General features: G+C 42.1%; 20 protein-coding genes. 8 read left to right on the top strand and 12 right to left on the bottom strand.

Annotated features, from left to right (window positions below):
* Nucleotides 1-7 precede the first annotated feature (7 nt).
* The 4 genes from V7783_RS19555 to V7783_RS19540 all read right to left on the bottom strand — a co-directional run bounded on the left by V7783_RS19555 (nt 8) and on the right by V7783_RS19540 (nt 4,097).
* A complete protein-coding gene (locus tag V7783_RS19555) occupies nt 8-286 on the bottom strand; it encodes a type II toxin-antitoxin system Phd/YefM family antitoxin (RefSeq protein ID WP_335680159.1) in 279 nt (92 codons plus the stop codon).
* A gap of 248 nt (nt 287-534) precedes the next feature.
* Nucleotides 535-2,415 (bottom strand): methyl-accepting chemotaxis protein, encoded by a 1,881-nt coding sequence (locus V7783_RS19550; RefSeq protein ID WP_335680158.1) that lies wholly within the window; start codon nt 2,413-2,415, stop codon nt 535-537.
* 117 nt (nt 2,416-2,532) lie between these two features.
* Complete coding sequence (locus V7783_RS19545) at nt 2,533-3,561, bottom strand: MJ1255/VC2487 family glycosyltransferase (protein ID WP_335680157.1); 1,029 nt, start codon at nt 3,559-3,561, stop codon at nt 2,533-2,535.
* The gene (locus tag V7783_RS19540; RefSeq protein ID WP_335680156.1) at nt 3,558-4,097 is read right to left on the bottom strand and encodes a phosphatase PAP2 family protein; all 540 of its coding nucleotides are present in this window, start codon (nt 4,095-4,097) and stop codon (nt 3,558-3,560) included. The genes V7783_RS19545 and V7783_RS19540 overlap by 4 nt, the downstream gene beginning before the upstream one ends.
* 217 nt (nt 4,098-4,314) lie before the next feature.
* Between V7783_RS19540 and rraA the strand changes: the two genes are divergently transcribed.
* Together rraA and V7783_RS19530 are read left to right on the top strand one after the other, a co-directional pair.
* Nucleotides 4,315-4,812: a ribonuclease E activity regulator RraA gene (gene rraA / locus V7783_RS19535; protein WP_335680155.1), complete on the top strand. Its 498-nt coding sequence runs from the start codon at nt 4,315-4,317 to the stop codon at nt 4,810-4,812.
* Between the two features lie 3 nt (nt 4,813-4,815).
* Nucleotides 4,816-5,868 carry a formimidoylglutamase gene (locus V7783_RS19530; protein ID WP_335680154.1) on the top strand — a complete coding sequence of 351 codons (1,053 nt, stop codon included), beginning with the start codon at nt 4,816-4,818 and terminating at the stop codon, nt 5,866-5,868.
* Here V7783_RS19530 and V7783_RS19525 read toward each other — a convergent pair.
* Nucleotides 5,862-7,523, bottom strand: coding sequence for a GGDEF domain-containing phosphodiesterase (locus V7783_RS19525; protein ID WP_335680162.1), 1,662 nt, complete (start codon nt 7,521-7,523; stop codon nt 5,862-5,864). The two genes, V7783_RS19530 and V7783_RS19525, sit on opposite strands and share 7 nt — an antisense overlap.
* A 130-nt stretch (nt 7,524-7,653) precedes the next feature.
* Nucleotides 7,654-8,901: an imidazolonepropionase gene (gene hutI, locus V7783_RS19520; RefSeq protein ID WP_335680153.1), complete on the bottom strand. Its 1,248-nt coding sequence runs from the start codon at nt 8,899-8,901 to the stop codon at nt 7,654-7,656.
* A 111-nt stretch (nt 8,902-9,012) separates the two neighbouring features.
* Here hutI and hutC point away from each other — a divergent pair, with 111 nt between their 5' ends.
* The 3 genes from hutC (at nt 9,013) to hutH (ending at nt 13,016) form a co-directional block, all read left to right on the top strand.
* Entirely contained in the window at nt 9,013-9,726 is a 714-nt protein-coding gene (hutC, locus tag V7783_RS19515; RefSeq protein ID WP_335680161.1) for a histidine utilization repressor, read from the top strand.
* An 81-nt stretch (nt 9,727-9,807) separates the two neighbouring features.
* Nucleotides 9,808-11,481: a urocanate hydratase gene (gene hutU / locus V7783_RS19510; RefSeq protein WP_335680152.1), complete on the top strand. Its 1,674-nt coding sequence runs from the start codon at nt 9,808-9,810 to the stop codon at nt 11,479-11,481.
* A gap of 2 nt (nt 11,482-11,483) precedes the next feature.
* Entirely contained in the window at nt 11,484-13,016 is a 1,533-nt protein-coding gene (gene hutH, locus V7783_RS19505; RefSeq protein WP_335680151.1) for a histidine ammonia-lyase, read from the top strand.
* Here hutH and V7783_RS19500 read toward each other — a convergent pair.
* Nucleotides 13,013-13,783: an NADP-binding protein gene (locus V7783_RS19500; RefSeq protein ID WP_335680150.1), complete on the bottom strand. Its 771-nt coding sequence runs from the start codon at nt 13,781-13,783 to the stop codon at nt 13,013-13,015. The genes hutH and V7783_RS19500 overlap by 4 nt on opposite strands.
* Before the next feature lie 129 nt (nt 13,784-13,912).
* Here V7783_RS19500 and V7783_RS19495 point away from each other — a divergent pair, with 129 nt between their 5' ends.
* Nucleotides 13,913-15,940, top strand: coding sequence for a methyl-accepting chemotaxis protein (locus V7783_RS19495; RefSeq protein WP_335680149.1), 2,028 nt, complete (start codon nt 13,913-13,915; stop codon nt 15,938-15,940).
* A gap of 113 nt (nt 15,941-16,053) precedes the next feature.
* Complete coding sequence (gene hemN / locus V7783_RS19490; protein ID WP_335680148.1) at nt 16,054-17,427, top strand: oxygen-independent coproporphyrinogen III oxidase; 1,374 nt, start codon at nt 16,054-16,056, stop codon at nt 17,425-17,427.
* A gap of 59 nt (nt 17,428-17,486) precedes the next feature.
* Here the strand turns inward: hemN and V7783_RS19485 are convergent, their stop codons facing one another.
* The 3 genes from V7783_RS19485 to V7783_RS19475 form a co-directional block, all read right to left on the bottom strand.
* The gene (locus V7783_RS19485; RefSeq protein WP_442961398.1) at nt 17,487-17,999 is read right to left on the bottom strand and encodes a DUF2489 domain-containing protein; all 513 of its coding nucleotides are present in this window, start codon (nt 17,997-17,999) and stop codon (nt 17,487-17,489) included.
* Nucleotides 17,999-18,589 (bottom strand): Der GTPase-activating protein YihI, encoded by a 591-nt coding sequence (yihI, locus tag V7783_RS19480; protein WP_335680147.1) that lies wholly within the window; start codon nt 18,587-18,589, stop codon nt 17,999-18,001. The genes V7783_RS19485 and yihI overlap by 1 nt, the downstream gene beginning before the upstream one ends.
* Nucleotides 18,590-19,344: 755 nt before the next feature.
* Nucleotides 19,345-19,977 carry a c-type cytochrome gene (locus V7783_RS19475; RefSeq protein ID WP_335680146.1) on the bottom strand — a complete coding sequence of 211 codons (633 nt, stop codon included), beginning with the start codon at nt 19,975-19,977 and terminating at the stop codon, nt 19,345-19,347.
* Between the two features lie 295 nt (nt 19,978-20,272).
* Here V7783_RS19475 and yihA point away from each other — a divergent pair, with 295 nt between their 5' ends.
* On the top strand, nt 20,273-20,935 hold the full coding sequence (yihA, locus tag V7783_RS19470) for a ribosome biogenesis GTP-binding protein YihA/YsxC (protein WP_335680145.1): 663 nt from the start codon (nt 20,273-20,275) through the stop codon (nt 20,933-20,935).
* Here yihA and V7783_RS19465 read toward each other — a convergent pair whose 3' ends face one another.
* Both V7783_RS19465 and V7783_RS19460 read right to left on the bottom strand, forming a co-directional pair.
* Complete coding sequence (locus tag V7783_RS19465; RefSeq protein WP_335680144.1) at nt 20,936-21,457, bottom strand: DUF1285 domain-containing protein; 522 nt, start codon at nt 21,455-21,457, stop codon at nt 20,936-20,938.
* Nucleotides 21,457-22,044, bottom strand: a complete 588-nt coding sequence (locus tag V7783_RS19460; RefSeq protein ID WP_335680143.1) for a YceI family protein — start codon at nt 22,042-22,044, stop codon at nt 21,457-21,459. The genes V7783_RS19465 and V7783_RS19460 overlap by 1 nt, the downstream gene beginning before the upstream one ends.
* Between the last annotated feature and the right edge of the window lie 112 nt (nt 22,045-22,156).

Here is a 22,156-nt window from a genome sequence, read left to right as displayed (position 1 = left end):
GTTTTCATTACCTAATGCGCCCTAGCACTTGTGAGCGCGCATCTTCATTTGCAATACCTAGCCCTGAAGCCAATTGAGCTTCTGCGGTACGCATTTCTTCAAGTAGTTCGATCTTTTCTTGCATTGCTTCATACTCTGCAACATCGAGAACAACGGCTACGCCTTTACCATGTTGTGTGATTACCAATGGACGACGAGTCTCATTGATTTGTTTGATGTAAGATGCGACACCGGCACGAAATTCAGATAACGGTTGAATATCTTGATCGAAACGAATGCGACTCATATTGAACTCCAATTAGTACAAAATAACGTACAAATAATAGTTCAACTAATCGCTGTTAGCAAGAGGCTGATACTGCGTTAAAACAATTTCATAGTGCACGCATACGCCTGCTCGTCCCACGCTCATTTACTTACCCAAACAAAAAAGCCATAACTTTCAAACAACTCAGGGCTGCTTAAAACTTATGGCTTAGCGCTTAAAGCTCAGCTAATTCCTAGAGCCTAAACCCTAGCCTCTAGCCTCTAATATTAAACCTTAAACTTATCTATCGCGGCGTAAAGTACTCTTGCTTGCTCTGACACTTCTTCGCTGGTTTGTGCATTTGTTGCTGAGTGTGCTGAGGCGTCTTCGGCAATATCGCGAATCCGTACGACGTTTTTATTCACCTCTGAAGCAACTTGGCTTTGCTCTTCAATGGCGGCGGCAATGTGGGTGCTCATTTCCATAATCGTTTGTACATCTTCGGTAATTGAGCCTAACAGTTCACCGGCTTTAGTGGCTTGTGCTGCGCTTTCGCCGCCTTGGTTTCTACAATGCTGCATAATGCTCACCACTTCTTGAGTTCGCCCTTGCAAGATAGAAATAATGCTTTCAATCTCTTTGGTTGACTCTTGAGTGCGCTGAGCAAGTGAGCGAACTTCATCGGCCACCACGGCGAAGCCGCGGCCTTGTTCGCCAGCACGCGCCGCTTCTATCGCAGCATTAAGTGCGAGTAAATTCGTTTGTTCCGCGATACCCCGAATTACATCTAACACTGAACCAATCGTTTCGCCGTCTTTTTCAAGTTGTGATACGACCGTTGAGGCGTTACCTAATGAGTCTGACAACTGCTTAATTTGCTTAACCGTGGCCTCTACTTCTTTACGTCCTTGTTGAGCACTTTGGTTAGTTGATTCAGCTTTTTTAGCTGCGGCTTCAGTATTATGAGAAATATCCTGAATAGTCGCCTGCATTTCAGTGGCAGCCGTTGCTACCATATCCGCTTCATGTAATTGCTCTTGCATACCTGAACTGGTGGCGGCGGTTGTTTCCGACAAATGATCGGTCGCTATATTTAGCGTGGTTAAAGCGGTATTCACTTCGTAGATCAGTTTTTTGAAATCATTTATAAGACTATTAAAATCAATCGTCATAGTGGTGACTTCGTCTTTACCACTGTGGTCTATTGTAAGTCGTAAATCATTGTTGCGGCGAATTTCATTAATAGTATGGTAAACCCGCTCAATAGGAACAATAATTGAACGACTGGTAAAGAAGACTAAAATCATCACCAGCACACTGGCCACAATAAAGATAACGATGGCAATCATTTGTGCTTGTGCAGCTGTTGTCTCCACTTGCTTTTTAGTGGCTGCGGTAATTTGTGTCACCACGTCATCACTCTTTTTCACACTAATACGCATTTTACCCAGCGCACCAGAATCCAAATCTAAGCCTAATGCAACTTGTGCATCAACTAATGCTTTGAACTTACTACTATAGCTGGTGAGTAGACTGAGCAATTCAGACTGCTGATTGGTTGCTAAGTCTTCGTTGCGGATCTGTCTTGCCAGCTGAGCAACTCCCTCTTCAAAGCGATCTAAATATTTCAGATCAAAGCGCAGCATAAAATCTTTTTCAGATCGTCTAAGCTGTAACATTAAGGCAAGTAATTGATAGTTATTTTGCTTATTCAACAGCGTTTCAATTTGATGAACGGCATCTCGCAGCTCGCCATAGAGGGCGTCTGTCGGGTGTAAACCAATTTTATTTTGCAGCTTAACAACATGCTGAAAATCTTTATTATACTGCTCAGCAAGGATGGCAAATTGCTCCACTTGCGCAGTGGCTATATCAAGCTCACGTGAAAGCTCAGTTAACATACTAATTTTATATTTTAGTTGTTCATATTCTTGTGCAAACAACTCTAAACTACTTTCTTGTTTATAAAACAAAAAGTCTTTTTCGTACTTACGCATAGAGAGTTCATGTATATCAAGTTCTTCTGCGTATTGAATCGTTTCGTTTAGTTTTAGCATTATGCGTGCTTCATAAATAATAACGCACAACATAACTACCATCGCAAGACCGACTACGAGTGCATTGACTTGTAAACGACGTTTAATAGTCAAATTTTGGAGTAAACCCATTAACAACAGCCTTTAAAAATAATTCACTGTAAATAGTATAGTTAAATAACGAATAGTTAGCTTACATTATTGCTCTATTTACTATGATGCTCTAAAAAAACTTAGCTAAATTAGGGGTTAGCTTACCGCAGACCATAAATTTTGATGTAATTCCTCGGTGTTACTCCATTGTTTTGCCGCTAGCCAATCAACTAATGGCTGCGGATCGCTCGGGAAATTAATTTGTTTGTGGCTTTTACTATTGATCCAATCATCCAAAGCATTAGGGTTTAAGTAATTCATGATGTGAGCCGCTTTCATTGCCAGTAATGTTTGGGCATTGGCAGCTTGCTCAAACTGCCCAGCCAAAGGTTTTAATAATAGTTTTTTACCAAGCTTTAATGCCTCACTAGAAAGCTCAAACCCGGCATTAGCAATGACTCCAGAAGCATTTGCTAAGTCATTTAAGAAACCATCTCGGGCGGGGCTTCGCAAATGAATGTGCCCAGTTGAAGTATTGCTTGCTTGCGGGTGATAGCAGTAAAATTCTTTCTCAGGAAAATCTCGCAAGTAATCAATCACACTACTGAGATCTTCAAACGGCAGATACACCAGCACTTTATTGTCAACATTTACAGGATTGTTATGCTGATGATGAGCAATAAATGGCGGAATGATATTTGCAGCAAATGGTTGCCAATGCACCCCCAAATAAATATCTGCGGGGGCATAATATTTAATAAATGAGCGGCGCAACAAACTATGGCCAAACATTGGGACTTTAGGTGATAAAAACGCGGCTTGATGGCTCATGCCAATAACAGGCACGCCTTGGCGTTTTGCCGCCCATGCGGTGATAGGTTCAAAATCGTTAAAAACAAAATCATAACCTGATACATCTAACTGTTTTATATCTTGGAGTAACTTACATAACCGGGTATTTTTTACGGTGTGGTAACTATTAACTTGGCCATTTTTCGTGGCGAAAGATAAACCGCGAAAACTACGGTAATTTGCAAACTCCCCCATATCAAAGTAATTCTGTTGAGCACGCCCTGAAAACACATAATCAACCTCAACTCCCATTTGCTTAAATGCATTCGCCATCACTCGCGCGCGGGTAACATGGCCATTGCCAGTCCCTTGGATGCCATACAGTATTCTCATAAAGTCGCCACTATTAAGATTGCTAATAAACCACAACTGCTGCCCATTAATGCACCGAGTACTACATCAACTGGAAAATGCACGCCAAGTAACACCCGAGATGCCGCAACGCACCCAGCCCATAAAAACCAGAGACCAATAAACTCAGGAAAGTACTGAGCGAATACAACAGCAACTAAAAATGCCCCAGCACTGTGACCAGACGGTAAGCTAAATTTATCACTAGGAACAATATAAGCGCCTTTAATTAAGCCATCACACGGCCTGATTCTGGCAAAACTGTTTTTTGCGACAAAATAAATGGGACGTTCAATTAAAAAGCCTAGTAGTAGTGTCATCGCCATTAATTGTAATTCTGGTTCATTACTAAGCCAGCCAAAGCCGACAGCGATTAACACATAGAGCCCTCCGTTGCCTGTTTTAGAGAAACCTAATGCAGAATTTTTTAACCATATTGGGGCGTTGCCATTAAACATCATCAAAAATAAACTTTGGTCTAGCTGAGCCACTTTTTTTAGCATGTTGTTCTCATTCATCACTTGCTCCTTTATTGTGTAAACTCTGTACACAATTTCAGCTTAGGCGGTGAAAATAACAATTGAGTGACGCTTTTAAGACACTAATGTTGCTTTTACTGTTTTAGCGCAATAATTGTTTAAAAAGAGCGCAATTTACTGCGATTAAGTCGTTGTTATTGCAATCAAGCAAGGTATACTAAAGTTCAGTTCACGTATCTTTAGAAAGGATAGAAAAATGGATTACAGCACTTCAGATTTATGCGATCACTTTGCCGATGTGGTCGATGTGCTCGAACCTATGTTCATTAACTTTGGCGGTCGTCACAATTTTAGTGGCCGTATTAAAACCGTTAAGTGTTTTGAAAATAATGAACTGATCCGCGAGATACTCTCTCAAGATGGCGATGAGTGTGTATTATTAATCGATGGTGGTGGCTCGACGCGTCGTGCGCTAATTGATATTGAACTTGCAGAACTCGCCATTGAAAATAACTGGCAAGGTATTGTGGTTTACGGTGCAGTGCGCCATGTTGATGAACTTGAAGAACTCGATTTAGGTATTCAAGCCATCGCATCTATTCCGGTAGCAGCAGACAGCACTGGTGCTGGCGAAGACGGCATTGGCGTTAACTTTGCGGGTGTATCATTTTTTGATGATGATTTTATTTACGCCGACAGTACAGGCATTGTGTTATCAGCTGAAGAACTCGAACTGGAAATTGTAGAAGAATAATCAGTGACAACCCCTCTTTATATTTATGACGAAGCGACTGTAAAGCCTTGGTGTAGCAGTCGCGCCAATGAAAAAAAAGCATGGCAATCTATCGCCCTGCTCGACACCCATGTTGATCCCCTGCAAGCTATGCAAGATGCCGCACAATTTGGCATTAAGTATGTTTTGTTGGGTATTTGCGAAGATATTGGGCCACGCGCTAACTTAGGCAATGGTGGTGCAGAAGATGGTTGGCATGCGTTCCTCAAGCGATTTTTAAATCAACCGGATAACCAATTTTTAGCCAACGAAAAAGTGTTGTTATTAGGCGAAGTCGCGATCAGTGATTTAACCCTCGCAGCCCGCGATTTATCAAATCAAAATCCTCAGCAACTAATGCAATTACGTGAGTTATGCGCCCAGCTTGATGAACGTGTTGAGCAAGTGCTGAGCTTGATTTTTGCCGCAGGCCTTGAGCCTATCGTCATTGGTGGTGGCCATAATAATTGCTTAGGAATTATTCGCGCACTCAGTAAATATAAACAAACAGTGGTCAATGCAATTAACTTTGATCCGCATGCTGACTTTCGTGATTGTGAAGGCCGCCACAGTGGTAATGGCTTTCGCTATGCTTACAATGAGCAACACCTTGGCCATTACCATGTGATTGGTATGCATGAGCTAAAAAACAATCAAGCGATTATTGATGCTTTAGCTGCTGCGCGATTTAATTACGACAGCTACCAAGCACTGCAAGTAAGACGCGAGAAAACCCTCACTGAAGCATGCCAACAAGCACTGGCAACTCTGACTCACGCTCCTCTTGGTGTAGAGGTCGATTTAGATAGCATTTCATTAATGCCTGTTAGTGCCTACACGAACTGTGGTTTTAGTGTCAGTGACGCTGAACATTTTGTCCATTTGGCTGCCAGTCAAATAAACAGCCATTACTTACATTTATGTGAAGCTGCACCGAATCAACATCCCAGTGGAATGCAAGCAGGTATAAGCGATGCGGGGCAAATAATCACCGCGCTTGTGAACGCTTACCTACAAGCTAGAGATAGCAGTTATTGATGCTCAATTTGCCATTGCTTAAGCCAAGAAATCATACCAACGCTACTTAATGGATGACTAAAGTAATACCCTTGCGCAGCATAAGTATTTAAGCTTTTCACAAAATTTAGTTGTTCACGGGTTTCAACGCCTTCACAAATAACTTTGGCATTTTGCTGATTGTGCATATCGACCATACCGCTGATCAAACTACGAACATAGCTTTGCTGGCTAAAATCAGCGGTTAATGCTGGCGCTAGTTTTACATATTCAACAGCTAGATTGGGCAATTTAGCCAACCAAATTGGGCTGTCGCCAAGGCCATCAACACAAATTTTAATACCTATGCTATTGATGCGTGCCACCATAGCTTTGCCTTGATCATCTAAACTCATAAATAAGTTAAGTGGGCACTCTACAATGAGATCTCCAGCTTGTAGCTGATGTTCCACAAAGATGCGGTCAATAAACTCAATAAACTCTTCATTTAGCATTTCAGAGCCAAATAAATTAATACTTAAAGGCATGCTGATACCTTCCATACGCAGCGCCATTGCCAGCTCAGCTGCGCGTTCGATCACAAAAGTAGCTAATGGATAGGTAAGCCCGGCGACACGGATATCATCTATAAAGCGGTTGGCTGATAAAATTCCTTGCCGTGGATGCTGCCAACGTAACAACAACTCTAAAAACTCAATTTTGTCATTTTGATTGCAAATAATCGGCTGGAAATACAATTCAAGTTCACTGGAGAAATCTATATTGGCTAGTTCTTGCAAACGGGCTTGTTGCTCTAATTGCTCTATTTTCATTTGCTGATGGTAAGCCACCACTTGCTGCTTAGGATGACTATCTAATGCGAGGAAGGCGAACGAGACTAAATTATCAAAACTATTTTCTTGTTCATCACAATCAACGAAACTAGCCCGCGCGCTTACTTTTATCGTGCAGTTAGCCACATTAAACGGTTTGACTGTTGCCCCTATAATTTGATTGATTAACTGTTCATGTAAGTGTTTTTGCTGTGCTAAGTTACATATAAAAGCAAAGTTTAGCCCCCCTAAATGCGCTAATTTTTGCCCTGCAACTAAGCTAATAACTTCTTCAATAAGTAACAGCTGCTTAATCCGGTTTGCCGACTGCGCGAGCAATAAATCACCAAAATCACGACCAATATGCTGATTAACTTGGGCAAACCCTTCTAAACGAAACACCACTAAAGCAGCACGTTGCTGGTGATCTTTACGCCAATCGTAATAACTTTGTCGCAACTGTGTAGTATTGGGTAAATTTAATAACGGCGCAGCCTCCATATAACTGGCATTATTAAGTGGTGTTGCTTCGTCTGTTGCAATCGTCAATTCTTCATCAGCAAAATAACCAGACATAGCCAATACAATGCTCGCCAGCACAATTAAATAAAGCGGTAAACCCAATAATAAGTGAGCTGATAAGAACACAGTAAATACCAAGGCTGAGCAACAGCTTAAGGTCAGCATAGTCCATTTATTTTGCGAGAAGGCTAACCATAAATGCAGGCCAATACTGACGGCAAATAAGAGCTCTAAAAAGTTTAGCTCGTTGCTTAATATGGCCAGCGCTAGCACGCTATTGATTAAATAACTGAGGCGTAATAATGGCTTTTGCACGACGCATAAAGCGCAGATCATCGCCATTAAAACAGCACCTGCTAAAAAAACAGGTAATTGTGGGTGATTTAGTAATGCGCTCCCTGCAGTGTGTTCAAGTCCTGTGTTTGTTAATAGCGCAATTAAAAACATCTTTTCAGTACATCATTAAAACAGATTAATTTAGTCTACCCAAAACCCACAAATTTAACAGTTTATTTACGCCTAATTGGTAACTTAATTGCGCAGGGTGAGATATTTGCCAATGTGCTATATCAGCGCGCATACCCACTTTTAAAACACCACGGTCTTTTAAACCAAGGGCTTGCGCTGCATTTCTGGTTACCCCTGCCAAGGTTTCTTCTGGCGTTAGTCTAAATAAGGTGCAACCCATATTCATCATTAATTGCAAAGAACACAAGGGTGAAGTACCTGGATTAAAGTCAGTTGAGATAGCCATAGGCACATTGTATTGCTTTAATAACGCGATGGGTGGCTGTTTAGTTTCACGTAAAAAGTAAAATGCGCCAGGCAATAACACCGCCACGGTTCCAGCAGCGGCCATGGCTTTGACGCCTTGCTCATCTAAATGCTCGATATGATCTGCCGACAAGCCCTTAAACTCAGCAACTAATTGTGCGCCATGTTGATTTGATAATTGCTCCGCGTGGCATTTAACCGGCAAGCCATGCTTAGTGGCCGCTGCAAATACACGGCGAGTTTGTGCATGGCTAAAACCTACATTTTCACAAAATACATCCACCGCGTCGGCCAAATTACCCGCAACCACTTGCGTTAGCATGTCATTGCACACTAACTCAATGTATTCATCACTGCGGCCTTGGTATTCTGGTGGTAACGCATGCGCTCCCAAAAAGGTCGTTTTTACATCAACGGGATGATTTTCACCAAGTAACCGGGCTACTTCGAGGATTTTAACTTCATTTTCGCAATCTAAGCCATAGCCAGATTTAATTTCAACCGTCGTCACGCCTTCACTATAAAGTGCATTTAAACGGTCTTTCGCTAATACAAATAATGCTTCATGATCAGCCGCACGAGTGGCTTTTACAGTGCTTGCTATGCCGCCGCCCTGCGCCGCTATTTGCTCATAGCTCACACCTTGCAAACGTTGTTCAAATTCTTCAGCGCGGGAGCCGGCAAACACTAAATGGGTGTGGCAATCAATTAAACCAGGGGTGAGCCACTGCCCTTTTGCTGAAATGATCGGCGTTGCTAGTGCATCAAACGAGGGTAACTCAGTTTGTTTACCAAGCCATACAATGTGACCATCTTTAATCGCCAGTGCAGCATTTTCAATTGCCCCATAAGGTGCATCAATACTGCTATCCATAGTGGCAATATTGGCATCGGTGATCAGTAAATCCCATTCGTTACAGTGGTTGTTTGCAGTTACGTTTGTCATAGCAGCCCTTAAAAAATGTTTTAATCAGTCTAACAAGCTATCTTGTATATACAAGATAAATGTGCCATCTTATAGCCAGTATTTAATCAAATGAAAACTGTAGATCAGCACATGACGACACCTAAGTTCGCGCAAATAAAGCAATTTATTGTTGATAACATTCGATCATCCGCTTGGCTTGAAAACCAACGCGTGCCTTCTGAGAACGAATTAGCCGAACAATTTAGTGTTAGCCGCATGACTGCTCGCCGTGCCTTAAGCGAATTAACCGAAGCCGGTATTCTTACTCGCAGCCAAGGTTTAGGCACATTTGTTGCCAGTTTTAAATCGCAGTCATCGTTACTTGAAATTAAAAATATAGCGGATGAAGTTAAAGCACGTAATGGTAATTACAGTTGTACCGTTTTAGTGCTTGAATCAATCAGCGCTGTGGCACCGATTGCCATTGCATTAGGTGTTGAAGTAGACAGTGTGGTATTTCGCAGTGTGCTAGTGCATAACGAGAATGAGCAACCACTTCAAGTGGAGGAACGTTTTGTTAATCCAGCACTGGCACAAAGTTACTTACAACAAGATTTTACAGCACTGACACCACATGAATATTTATCGAGTGTGGCACCGCTAACCGAAGCGCGTCACACTGTTGAAGCAATCATGCCAAATAGTGAAATGTGTCAGTGGTTGAACTTATACCATGAAGAACCCTGCTTACAGGTGATCCGTAGAACCTGGTCATCCGCAGGCATAGTAAGCTTCGCTCGGTTAGTGTCCCCTGGTAGTAAATACCGCTTAGGTGGCCATTTAACTTTTAAGAAGCAACATTAAAAGATTATTAAGATCAAAAAGATGCGCTTAGTTGCGTATTTTTTGTAACTAACAAGCTTGTATATACAACAGGAGCATTCCATGAACAGTAGACTTGACGAATCGCGTGTGATCCGCGCGCCACATGGCGATAAGATCAGCGCTAAAAGCTGGCTCACCGAAGCGGCTAAGCGTATGTTAATGAATAACCTCGATCCAGAGGTGGCAGAGCACCCACATGCACTTGTTGTATATGGCGGCATTGGTCGTGCAGCCCGTGATTGGCCTTGTTTTGATAAAATCATCGAAACCTTAGATAGACTTGAAGACGACGAAACGCTGTTGGTTCAATCAGGTAAGCCAGTTGGCGTATTTAAAACCCATAGCAATGCACCACGGGTATTAATTGCGAACTCCAATTTAGTTCCACACTGGGCTAATTGGGAACATTTTAATGAACTCGATAAGCTTGGCTTGATGATGTACGGGCAAATGACTGCTGGCTCTTGGATCTATATCGGCTCGCAAGGCATAGTACAAGGTACTTACGAAACGTTTGTCGCTATGGCAAAACAACACTTTAACGGTGACGCTGCGGGCAAATGGGTATTAACCGGTGGCTTAGGTGGTATGGGTGGCGCGCAACCACTTGCTGCAACCATGGCAGGTTTTAGTGCCTTAGTTGTTGAGTGCGATGAAACGCGTATCGATTTTAGAATTAAAACTCGCTATGTAGATGTTAAAGCCACCGATTTAGATCATGCCCTAGAGCTTATCAACGGCGCATGCGCCAAAGGTGAAGCGTTATCGGTAGGTTTACTCGGTAATGCTGCTGATGTATTTAGTGAGCTAGTTAAACGCAACATTACTCCAGATGTGGTTACAGACCAAACGTCAGCCCACGATCCCCTAAATGGTTATTTGCCACAGGGCTGGACTATGGAGCAGGCCGCTAAAATGCGTGAGCAAGACGCTGCTGCTGTCGTGAAGGCTGCAAAGCAGTCTATGGCTGTACAAGTTAAAGCCATGCTAGCATTGCAACAAGCAGGCGCCGCTACCACTGACTACGGCAATAACATTCGCCAAATGGCGTTTGAAGAAGGTGTTACTAATGCCTTTGATTTCCCAGGTTTTGTGCCAGCTTATATTCGTCCGTTATTTTGTGAAGGCATCGGCCCATTCCGTTGGGTAGCGCTATCTGGCGATCCTGAGGATATTTATAAAACTGATGCTAAAGTTAAAGAGCTTATTCCTGATGATAAACATTTGCACAACTGGCTTGATATGGCCCGTGAACGCATTCAGTTCCAAGGTTTGCCAGCACGTATTTGTTGGGTTGGCCTAAAAGACCGCGCCCGCTTAGCACTGGCGTTTAATGAGATGGTTAAAAATGGCGAATTAAAAGCGCCGATTGTAATTGGTCGCGATCACTTAGATTCTGGCTCAGTAGCCAGCCCGAACCGTGAAACTGAAGCGATGAAAGATGGTTCAGATGCTGTTTCTGATTGGCCATTATTAAACGCACTACTTAACACTGCCGGCGGTGCGACTTGGGTATCGCTGCATCATGGTGGTGGTGTAGGTATGGGCTTTAGCCAACACTCAGGCGTGGTGATTGTTGCCGATGGTACAGATGAAGCCGCCGCTAGAGTGGGCCGTGTGTTATGGAATGATCCTGCCACTGGTGTTATGCGCCATGCTGATGCAGGTTACGATATTGCAATTAATTGCGCGAACGAGCAAGGCCTCGACTTACCTATGTTGAATAAGGAATAATCATGTTTGAATATACTCTCACACCCGGCCAGCTCGACTTGGCGACACTGCGTAAAATCAACCTTTCGCCAGTCAAGTTGACTCTTGCCAAAGACAGCGACATCAACATCGCGGCAAGTGCGCAAACAGTGCAAGACGTCATTGATCAACAGCGCACTGTTTACGGTATTAACACCGGTTTTGGGTTACTCGCTAACACTAAAATTGCCGAGCACGAACTTGAGTTATTACAGCGCTCTATTGTACTTTCTCATGCGGCGGGTATTGGCGAATTCATGGACGACAGCACGGTACGCTTAATGATGGTGCTAAAAATTAATTCTTTATCACGTGGTTTTTCAGGCATTCGCTTGAAAGTGATTGAGTTTTTTATGCAGTTGCTCGCAGCCGAAGTTTACCCTTGCGTGCCGAAGAAAGGCTCTGTTGGTGCGTCAGGTGATTTAGCGCCACTATCACACATGTGCTTACCACTGTTGGCTGAAGGGGAAATGCGTCACCAAGGTAAATTAATCAGCGCTGCCGAAGGCCTAAAAATTGCCAAACTTGAACCACTAACTTTAGCCGCTAAAGAAGGCCTGGCACTGCTTAACGGCACACAAGCGTCAACTGCTTTTGCACTACAGGGCTTATTTCGCACTGAAGATTTATATGCACAAAGCTGTGCCATTGGCTCAATCAGTATTGAAGCAGCAATGGGCAGTCGTTCACCATTTGATGCGCGTATTCATGACATACGTGGCCAACGCGGACAAATTGATACCGCCGCTATCTTTCGCGATATTCTCAGTGAACAGTCGCAGATAAGCGAAGCCCATGTTGATTGTGAAAAAGTACAAGACCCTTACTGTTTGCGTTGTCAGCCACAAGTACTTGGCGCATGTTTAACGCAAATTCGCCAAGCAGCCGATGTGTTGTTGTGTGAATCAAATGGCGTGACTGATAACCCATTAGTGTTTGCAGATGTGGGCGATATTATCTCTGGCGGTAACTTTCATGCCGAGCCAGTTGCTATGGCAGCCGATAACTTAGCATTAGCAATTGCCGAAATCGGCGCGCTTGCAGAGCGTCGTATTGCCTTATTGATTGACTCAAATCTATCAAAACTACCACCGTTTTTAGTTGAGAATGGCGGTGTAAATTCAGGTTTTATGATTGCACAAGTAACCGCGGCGGCACTGGCATCTGAGAACAAATCGCTAGCACACCCTGCTTCTGTAGATAGCCTGCCAACGTCAGCAAACCAAGAAGACCATGTTTCTATGGCAACCTTTGCAGCGCGTCGTCTTGGTGAAATGGCCAATAACACCCAAGGTGTATTGGCCATTGAATGGTTAGCCTCGGCGCAAGGGCTGGAGTTTAGAAAGCCACTAGCAGCCTCTGCAAAAGTAGAGCAAGCTAAAGCAATCTTGCGTGAAAAGGTCAGCTACTACGATAAGGACCGTTATTTTGGCCCTGATATCGAAGCTGCAAACACCTTATTGCAACAAGGTAAGCTGTGCAGTTTATTACCTGCGGGCATCTTACCTTCGTTTTAAATATCAAATTGATAGTTAAAACCTAACTGCTCAATAGCCGAACCATCAATGATGCGTTCGGCTTTTGCATGACTAGTAAACGTTGGCGGCTGTGTACCATTTTGCAGGCACTTCTGCTGATAATAATCTGCTTTAGTTGGATGAGCAGGATTAACCACATTGTAAATTGGCGCTGCAACCTGCCAATTATCCAACACAGTGATAATCGCATTAATTACATCTTGTTGCTGCACCATATTAACTGTTTGCCGACTAGAGCCACGTAACTCTTTACCCGCCACAAATCGCCCAGGTTCACGATCAGGACCAATTAAACCACCTAACCTCAGTACTTTACCGCCTGCATTGTGTACTAGATGCTCAGCATCAATTAATGGCTGTTGGCGCGCAGTGGTTGCCTGTACTGTACTTTGCTCGGTATAGATTGCGTTATCTTGGTCGTACACAGCGGTTGATGAGCATAACAAAAAGCCTTTTGCCTGCATTGTATTAGCAAGCTCGATGGCGAGTGTCAGGGTTTCTAAATAGTGGCTATCAGCGTGTCGACTACGAGGTGGAATAGCGCATACCCACCACGCATTATGTAAATCAAGCTGATGAGTTAACTTATTATCTGCAAATACCAACTGACGTTGAAAAGCATGTTGGTGCACATTACTGCGGTGCGTGCCTTGCACATCCCAGCCTTTGTCTTGCTGTTGTAAGCATAATGGCTGACCTAGCCAACCGGCGCCAAGAACAACTAGCTGGTTTTTGTTTGTTCCCATTAAGTAACTTCATCCTTACATTTTTATTAAACATCATTCATTTGTCTTATCGCATACCATAGCACTACGTATCAAGATATGGTTAGATAAGAGTGCTTACTCTACTAAATAACAAGAATGTGTGCACTTATGCTTAAAAATTTATCTCTAAGAAAAAAAATATTATTGCTGATCGGCGGCACGATAACGGTGTTATTACTGATTGCCTCTGCCTACTTTGTTAACCATATTGCCGCGTTGTCTCGGCAAAGTATCGAGCGCGAAGCACATAGCTACCTACAAAGCGAACAACTCTCAATGAAAAGTTATTTTGCCCAGTACGGTAAATTGGTCGCTACTTTTGTCAATAACCCGCATTTGGTAAATTGGTTTGATGCGTGGGATAAACGTGACCAAACCTTACAAGGCGCACCTGGGTATGATGAAATAAATCAAGATTTTGTGCGCATTAGTAGCAAAGACGAAAATATTTTATCGGCCTTTTTTGCCTCTGCAAAAACTGGGGAATACTTCAAAGAAAATGAACGGACCACTCACTACAATAACGAACCGTATTATGCTTATAAGCGCGGTTGGTGGATAGACGCCTTAAAGATTAACCGTTTATATGTTGGCCCAATCTCAGTTGATTTAACGACACGAAACGCCTCCGCGGTGGTACAACAGCCCGTATACAACCAAGATAATGAATTAGTTGGTTTTGGCGGTGTTGATTTACAGCTAAATAAAATTAACAAAATGGTCGAAGATATTCGTTTCAACGGCCAAGGTTATGGATTTTTACTCGACGGCGATCAAAAAGTCGTGCACTTATCCAATCGTACTAAGCATAAACTATCAATCACTGATGAAGGGCCCAATGGTAAAGAAGGGTTAGAGCAACTAGAAAAACAATTTAGTAATACACAAGGCTTTACTGAGCTTAACCTATTGATGAAAAATAATATTGAGGGGGATGCCAGTGTTACCTTTCAAGGCGAAGAATATTTTGTAGTATATAACCGCCTACAATTAGACCACCCTTACTTAAATTGGTATGTGGGTATTTTAGTACCTCGCAGTATGATTGATGAACCTGTTAATCAAGCTGTCACTACAACAACGACCTCTGTATTGATTATTTTATTAATTATAATCGCGATGATTTTGTGGGCGACCCATATGATCTCAAAACCGATTATTACCCTCACCCATATTATGCGTGATATAGCTTCTGGCGAGGGCGATTTAACGCAAAAAATCACCATCGATAGTAAAGATGAAGTAGGTCAATTAGCTCATCATATGAACACTTTTATCGATAAGCTGCGTGCGATGATGCTAGATACCGCAGATCAAGCTAAGCAACTAACTAATGCTGCGGCTCAGCTGAATTTAGTTTCACAAAAGACCAATGATGAAATTCAACAAGAGAAACAGCAAGTCGACAGCGTTAGCGCCGCGGTAACAGAAATGGCCACCACTGTGATGGAGATTTCTCGTAACGCACAACATACCAACAACGCTGCTGAAGAAGTGCAGCACATCTCTGTTGATGGTGCGAAACGTTCGCAAAATGCACAAAGCGTAATGACTGCATTAGCCGAACACATCGGCGAAGCGTCCAAAGTAGTGGCTGGTTTAGAGCAAGAAAGTGGCAATATTGGCGCCGTTGTTGATGTGATCAACTCAATTGCAGAGCAAACTAACTTACTAGCACTTAATGCCGCTATAGAGGCTGCTCGAGCTGGCGAGCAAGGCCGTGGCTTTGCGGTGGTTGCCGATGAGGTTCGCTCCTTAGCGAGCCGCACTCAAGAGTCAACCGATGATATTCGTAATATGATCTCGCGCTTGCAACAAATTGCTCAACAGGCTTCCACTATGATGCAGCAAGGGCAACAGCGAGCGCAAAGCTCAGTTACGCAAACCCAAGAAGTATTAGATGCATTACAAAACATTGCCGATGCAGTGACTAAAGTACAAGATCAAAGTCATCACATTGCCACCTCAACCGAGCAACAAACTGTGGTTGCTGAGGATATCAACAGCAGTCTCGCGGCAATTAATAACTTAGTAAATAATACCGCGGATCATGCTTTAGAGCTTGCTGACGAAGCGCGTGAACTCAATGATTTGGCAGCATCACTCAATAAAACCGTGAATCAGTTTAAACTCTAGGCCTACAACAACTATAAAAAGAGTGCTGTGATGGCACTCTTTTTTGTTATAGATCAATACCCCGTCAAGTTGGTTTTTTTATAATTATGCAAACTTTATTAAAGGCGCGCGTGATGATTAATTTACCAAAGTGGGATCAAAGTTTAATAAACAAGTACAATATTTCGGGGCCAAGATACACCTCTTACCCAACCGCATTGTCGTTTAATGATGGCTACCAGCAACATGATCTGATTAACGCGATTAATTCATCAATAACCAACAGCCTGTCTTTATATATCCATATCCCATTTTGTAGCCAGCTTTGTTACTACTGCGGCTGTAATAAAGTGATCACGCGTCATCAGTCAAAAGCAGACCTTTATCTTGATTATTTAGAGCAAGAGATCATTGCACAAGCCCTTCATTTTTCAGGCTACCAAGTAGAGCAATTGCATTTAGGCGGGGGCACACCAACATTTTTAAGCAGCACGCAAATGAGCCGTTTAATTACCTTACTGCATCGATACTTTAAATTTGCCCCTGATGCTGAGCGCGGTATTGAAATTGACCCTCGTTCATTAGCTGACGGTATGTTAAAGCATTTGCGTAATCTTGGTTTTAATCGGGTTTCATTTGGTATTCAAGATTTTAATGACGCAGTGCAGCTGGCTGTAAATCGTCCACAAAGTGCCAGTGCGGTAAAAAGCTTGCTCACTGAAGCCCGCCAGTTGGGTTTTAAATCTATCAATGCGGATATGATTTACGGCCTACCACTGCAAACACCCGAAAGCTTTAAAACCACTATTGAGCAACTCATCGCCCTGAGTCCTGATCGAGTGTCGGTATTTAATTATGCGCACTTGCCGGAGCGCTTTGCCGCACAGCGAAAAATAAAAGATGCCGATTTACCCAACGCTCACGACAAGCTCACTATGTTTAAAAACACCCTTGAGCAAATGAGTGACGCCGGTTATCAGTTTATCGGTATGGATCACTTTGCAAAAACCAGTAATGAGTTAGCAATTGCACAAAATAGTGGCCAATTACATCGTAACTTCCAAGGTTACACTACCCATGGCAACTGTGATTTATTAGGCTTAGGGGTGTCATCAATTTCACAAATTGGCAGCTCAATTTTGCAAAATCAAAAAGAACTCAAACACTATTACCAAGCAGTGCAACAGCAGCATGGCAGTGCCATTTGTAAAGGTATGCAGTTAACCGATGATGACACGCTAAGAGCCGCCGTGATCAAACAACTGATTTGCCAATTTGAGTTAGATATAAATCTCATCGAGGACCAATTCGCAATTAATTTTGCCAGTTATTTTGAAGAAGCTTTATTGGCACTTGATCCACTTGTAGCTGATGGCTTAGTGAGCGTAAACCAACATAAAATAACAGTAACCGCGAAAGGCAATTTGTTTATTCGCATCATTTGTATGTGCTTTGATGCTCATTTACAAAATCAGATCAGCGCAACTCGGTTTTCACGAGTAATTTAGTTACCATCAACACAAAAGCAGACCTAGGTCTGCTTTTCATTTATCTTGCTATCACGAATTTAATTAAACACTACATTCTCGCTACCAGGAGCTGCTTTGAACTCCTCAATAATTTTTTCACAGTCCGCTTTAATTTGTTCTGCATGCGTTTCTTCTGCACGCCAGCGTGCGCTGTCTTGTTTAAATATTTCTTTTTTCGAATATTTTTTACGAGCATCGTGTGTTGGCATTTCTTTAACGACTTCATACATCGCAAATATCCCCGGATAACGCCCTGGGAGGTCTTCCTCATCCGTAAAGCTGTATTGCGACATTAGCACCCAGATACGTAAGCTCCCTTCTGAGAACTCACACTGCTCTTGATGCATCGCACGAGCAATTAGGTGAATACTATCGGCGAGCTTAGCATTACGCGCTAAACGCGACTGGGTAAGCTTTGCTTGTTGCTTTGCCTGCTCTTTCGCTATCTGCTTTTTTTGCGCACTGAGTTTATACAGTAACTGGCCAGCATAGAATGCTAGCCCCGCAATGATCACAGCGCCAACACACAGAGCTAAGATCATCATGTTCATTATTTATCGTCCTCGTCATCTAACCATTCATTGGCTAAATCGTTCGACAAGTAATGATCAAAATCACTATTACCTTCTTCGCTAAACTCTTCATCATCAAACTCATCTGCCGCGTCTTCATCTTCAATGCCTAGTAATTCACATAACTCTTGATGACGAGCAATACGGCTATTGAAGTATTTAGCATCTTTACCAGTTAACATTTGGCCACTTTCGTGCAGCTCAACCAGTTTTAATAGGCGCTCGTCATTTTCTAGCGCTTCTAGCTCTTGCTCTGGTGAAATTTCAGGTTGAACCACTTTTTTCAGCTCAACTTGTGGCTTTAAGTTACGTTTAAGCTCAATTACAGGCTCTGCTGCAACAGCAATTAAAGGTACTGGCTTTTTACTGCCAACACGCTTGTCTTTGTGTTGCTGATTACTTTTGCTCTCTGGCTGCAGGGCATCAACTGAATTACGTGAACCTGGTTTAGCACCTTTGGTTTTTTTAACACGTTGCTCTTTTAACGCACGCATTTCTTTAAGCTTATCTTGGCTTAAACGAACAGGACCGTTAGACGGGATTTTACGTGACTTTTTAGTTCTACTCATATCTTGATCATCTCACTTAAGAGGTTTTGAACAACGCGCACTGTGGCGTTGCGATGCTGGCCTTGCCAGAAGAATTCGGTTTGTGCGGATTGAGGTTGGGTAACTCGACTACTAGCGCACTTTTTATACATTTAAGTATAAACGATGGCTATTGTAACAGGACAAATAAAAAGGCGGTAGAGAAAACATCTCTACCGCCTGCTAATCTGAGCGCCATTTAACTGGACACTTCTCCCTTCGACTTTTTAGTCTTTATTATTGTTATTATTTTTGTTGTTCCATGTTGTTATTATTTTTACCTTCCGTGTAACATTCCATTTTGTTTTTATTTTAAACTTCCATGAGATTTTATTATTCTCGGTCTTCATTGACTCTTTTTTAATATTCCCTCGGTGACATCAACCGATGCCTTATCCCCGATAATCACGTCACACTACTTTCCGTGTAGTTTAGTCCATTTTGTTCTTATTGTTTCAGCGACAGGGGTTAATTTACGCATTAATAATTTTGTTACAACTAATTTATATAAGTTTTCTTACACAACATAAATTGCAACATTGTGAAAACATTAAATTACAGTAGGTTATGATAAAAACAAAAATAAAAATAAGATTTGGCTTACAGTCAGACATGGTCAATGTCTCACAAATAGAATGGTAATATCGACAAATTACAAATACAAAAAAAGCAGCGTACGCTGCTTTTTGTAACTAATATGGAGTTTAGTATTAATAATACAATTAATCTATACTACTTTAGTGTAGTCCACCTAGGTACTGTGATAGTACTTCGATATCTTTATCTGTTAGTTTCTTCGCAATATCTTGCATCATGCCATTTAAATCATTGTGGCGTGCACCATCACGGAATTTTTCAAGTTGTGACTTGATGTATTCAGGATGTTGAAAAGAGATTTTTGGAAATTTAGCTAATGATGAGCCATTGCCACGCGGACCATGACATGCAGCACATGCTGGAATACCACGCTCTGCATCACCTGCTTTATAAAGCATTGCGCCAACTTCAACGACATCTTTAGGTGTAGCACCTTCTGACATGTTAAGCGACGAAAAATAAGCAGCTACATCTTTCATGTCTTGATCGCTTAATGGCATTGCCATTGCGCTCATGACAGGGTCCATACGACCTTCTTTACCACCTGAAGTCATACCTGATTTCAAATCGACAAGTTGCTTATAAATGTAATCTGCGTGTTGACCTGCAATCTTCGGGTAGATATTAACCGGCGCATTACCGTCTGGGCCGTGACAAGCCGCACACGTTGCTGATTTTTCTTTACCTGCGTTTACATCGCCATCAAATGCTGTTGCGTTGCTTGCTGACAACGCACCAAGCAATATTGTTAAAGATAGTGCTATTTTTTTCATGGTGAATTCTCTGTTTCCGACCCTGTATCATCTACAATATGGATGTTGTGATTTATATATTCTACACGATAATAAATTCTCTGGCACGTTTTCTACTCATATTAAACTTATAAATTATAGGGTTTTGACCTAGATTAAGCTTTAGAGCTACCGTTTTAGTTTATTTTAGGCTGCGATCTTCGTCCAAATCCGCTTTTTAATAGTGTAGTAATAGTATAAAATGCGCCTCTTAAGTGAACTTTAATTAAGTAAAGTTTACTCGCTGTAATACTTAATTAAGTTTCTAGGAGAGCCTGTGCTCAAATCTCGTATCAAATATAACACTGCGTCGTTCGTAACCAGCGCGCCAGATATCACTAAATTACCTACTGATACGGGAATTGAAGTTGCCTTTGCTGGCCGCTCCAACGCCGGTAAATCGAGTGCCCTAAATGCTTTAACAGACCAAAAACTGGCTCGTACCAGTAAAACCCCAGGTCGTACCCAGCTGATCAATACATTTGAATTAGCCGACGTTGATAATATGCGTCTCATTGATTTACCTGGCTATGGTTTTGCTAAGGTGCCAATCGAGATGAAAAAGAAATGGCAAAAGTCATTAGGCGAATACCTACAAAAACGTCAAAGTTTAAAAGGTATCGTTGTACTAATGGATATTCGTCATCCTCTTAAAGATTTAGACCGCGACTTAATTAACTGGGCAATTGGCAGTGAAATTCCAGTATTGGCATTGTTAACTAAAGCAGACAAACTAAAGCAAGGTGCTCGTAAAGCGCAAGTTTTACAAGTTCGCCGTGAATTAAGCACTTTAGAAGGTGATATTACCGTTCATGCATTTTCATCGTTAAAAGGCACAGGACTACCTGAAGTTGCTAAGAAATTAGATGAGTGGTTCCTTGGGCCAATCGTTGCAATACCACCTACTGATGCTGAACAAACGCCTGAGTCAGATGCTTAATCACACGTCTAAGTAAAAACGCTGGCCCGCAGATTGAACGAAATAGCCTTGCTGATCAGCATCGGCTATTTCAGCCCACTGATAAAACACACTTCTAGAAACTCGCGCACTACAACCATGCGGTAATTGGATATATGGCACAGCTTGCCCTTGGTAATCCTGCACCACAATAGGTTGTAATGGCGTAATTAACCAAGTACGCGCTAAATTATCAATGCAGCACATTACTTGGCCTTGCTCGGTCATTTCAAAACACCAATCAACAATAATAAAAGGCGCATCACATACTGTGATAGCTATTTTTTCAACGGGTGTTTTTAAATAATACGTCCCCTGCTCTTTACAAAGCACCGAGGCAAATAGCTTAACCATGGCAAGGCGATTAATTTTACTTCCTGCGTAAAACCATTCGCCTTGTTGATTGATTTGAATTGGCAACTCACCGCAATGTTGTGGCTGCCAATCGGCAAAAGGTTTACCTGGTTGCTCAAGTAATTTGGCAAGCTCAGGCAAGCTTTGCATTATCTATCTTTATTTAGCGTTAAAGAAAAATCTACTGGAACAGCCGTTGCAATTGACGGTAAGCCCGCTAATTTTTGTAGCTGAGCAATGCCTTCTGTTACAGCAAAGTCACTGGCATTAATAATGATTGGGCTAAGCGATGAGATGGTGATATCACCCATTGGCGACATATTAGCTAACACATCAAATTTAATGGCCTTTTTATTACCATGAAAATCAAGCTCGGCACTAATACCTTTTAATAAGTGCTGACCCGGTGCAATGGCTTGTAAGCGCTTAGTTAAATCAGCAGTGATAATTGCTTTAGGGAATTTAGCGGTTTCAAATAACAAGTTTGTCATGCGTTCATTACGGATTGGGATCATCGTTTCAACGGATGCCAAGTCAATTTCTACTTTGAATTGCCCTTCATCAGATAAACCACCTGAAACCGTTTTAAAATAATGTGTTTCTGCGATGCTATTTGATTTAATCGAAATAAAGCTCACTTTACTTTGATCATTATTAACATGCCATGCAGCATTAGCAATAGGTGCCAACAGCAAGCTAGAAAGAGACAAAGTGGCCACAGCCATAGTTTTAAACATAACGCATTCCTTCGATAATGAGAATTATATTGATGTTAGCACTGATAGGGTGAAGTGCAATGGTGGGAAATAAAAAACAACCCAGTAAATGAATACTGGGTCGGTATAGCAA

It is taken from the genome of Pseudoalteromonas sp. (assembly GCF_036960685.1).
GTDB lineage: Bacteria > Pseudomonadota > Gammaproteobacteria > Enterobacterales > Alteromonadaceae > Pseudoalteromonas.
Note: the sequence above shows the minus strand (reverse complement) of the source record. Positions and strands in the feature narration are given on the sequence as shown.

Bases quoted from the DNA above. Each gene is read 5' to 3' on its own strand.
- V7783_RS19555 (WP_335680159.1), bottom strand. From the start codon at position 286: ATGAGTCGCATTCGTTTCGATCAAGATATTCAACCGTTATCTGAATTT.
- V7783_RS19550 (WP_335680158.1), bottom strand. From the start codon at position 2,415: ATGGGTTTACTCCAAAATTTGACTATTAAACGTCGTTTACAAGTCAAT.
- V7783_RS19545 (WP_335680157.1), bottom strand. From the start codon at position 3,561: ATGAGAATACTGTATGGCATCCAAGGGACTGGCAATGGCCATGTTACC.
- V7783_RS19540 (WP_335680156.1), bottom strand. From the start codon at position 4,097: ATGAATGAGAACAACATGCTAAAAAAAGTGGCTCAGCTAGACCAAAGT.
- rraA (WP_335680155.1), top strand. From the start codon at position 4,315: ATGGATTACAGCACTTCAGATTTATGCGATCACTTTGCCGATGTGGTC.
- V7783_RS19525 (WP_335680162.1), bottom strand. From the start codon at position 7,523: ATGGCGATGATCTGCGCTTTATGCGTCGTGCAAAAGCCATTATTACGC.
- hutI (WP_335680153.1), bottom strand. From the start codon at position 8,901: ATGACAAACGTAACTGCAAACAACCACTGTAACGAATGGGATTTACTG.
- hutC (WP_335680161.1), top strand. From the start codon at position 9,013: ATGACGACACCTAAGTTCGCGCAAATAAAGCAATTTATTGTTGATAAC.
- hutU (WP_335680152.1), top strand. From the start codon at position 9,808: ATGAACAGTAGACTTGACGAATCGCGTGTGATCCGCGCGCCACATGGC.
- hutH (WP_335680151.1), top strand. From the start codon at position 11,484: ATGTTTGAATATACTCTCACACCCGGCCAGCTCGACTTGGCGACACTG.
- V7783_RS19500 (WP_335680150.1), bottom strand. From the start codon at position 13,783: ATGGGAACAAACAAAAACCAGCTAGTTGTTCTTGGCGCCGGTTGGCTA.
- V7783_RS19495 (WP_335680149.1), top strand. From the start codon at position 13,913: ATGCTTAAAAATTTATCTCTAAGAAAAAAAATATTATTGCTGATCGGC.
- hemN (WP_335680148.1), top strand. From the start codon at position 16,054: ATGATTAATTTACCAAAGTGGGATCAAAGTTTAATAAACAAGTACAAT.
- V7783_RS19485 (WP_442961398.1), bottom strand. From the start codon at position 17,999: ATGAACATGATGATCTTAGCTCTGTGTGTTGGCGCTGTGATCATTGCG.
- yihI (WP_335680147.1), bottom strand. From the start codon at position 18,589: ATGAGTAGAACTAAAAAGTCACGTAAAATCCCGTCTAACGGTCCTGTT.
- V7783_RS19475 (WP_335680146.1), bottom strand. From the start codon at position 19,977: ATGAAAAAAATAGCACTATCTTTAACAATATTGCTTGGTGCGTTGTCA.
- V7783_RS19465 (WP_335680144.1), bottom strand. From the start codon at position 21,457: ATGCAAAGCTTGCCTGAGCTTGCCAAATTACTTGAGCAACCAGGTAAA.
- V7783_RS19460 (WP_335680143.1), bottom strand. From the start codon at position 22,044: ATGTTTAAAACTATGGCTGTGGCCACTTTGTCTCTTTCTAGCTTGCTG.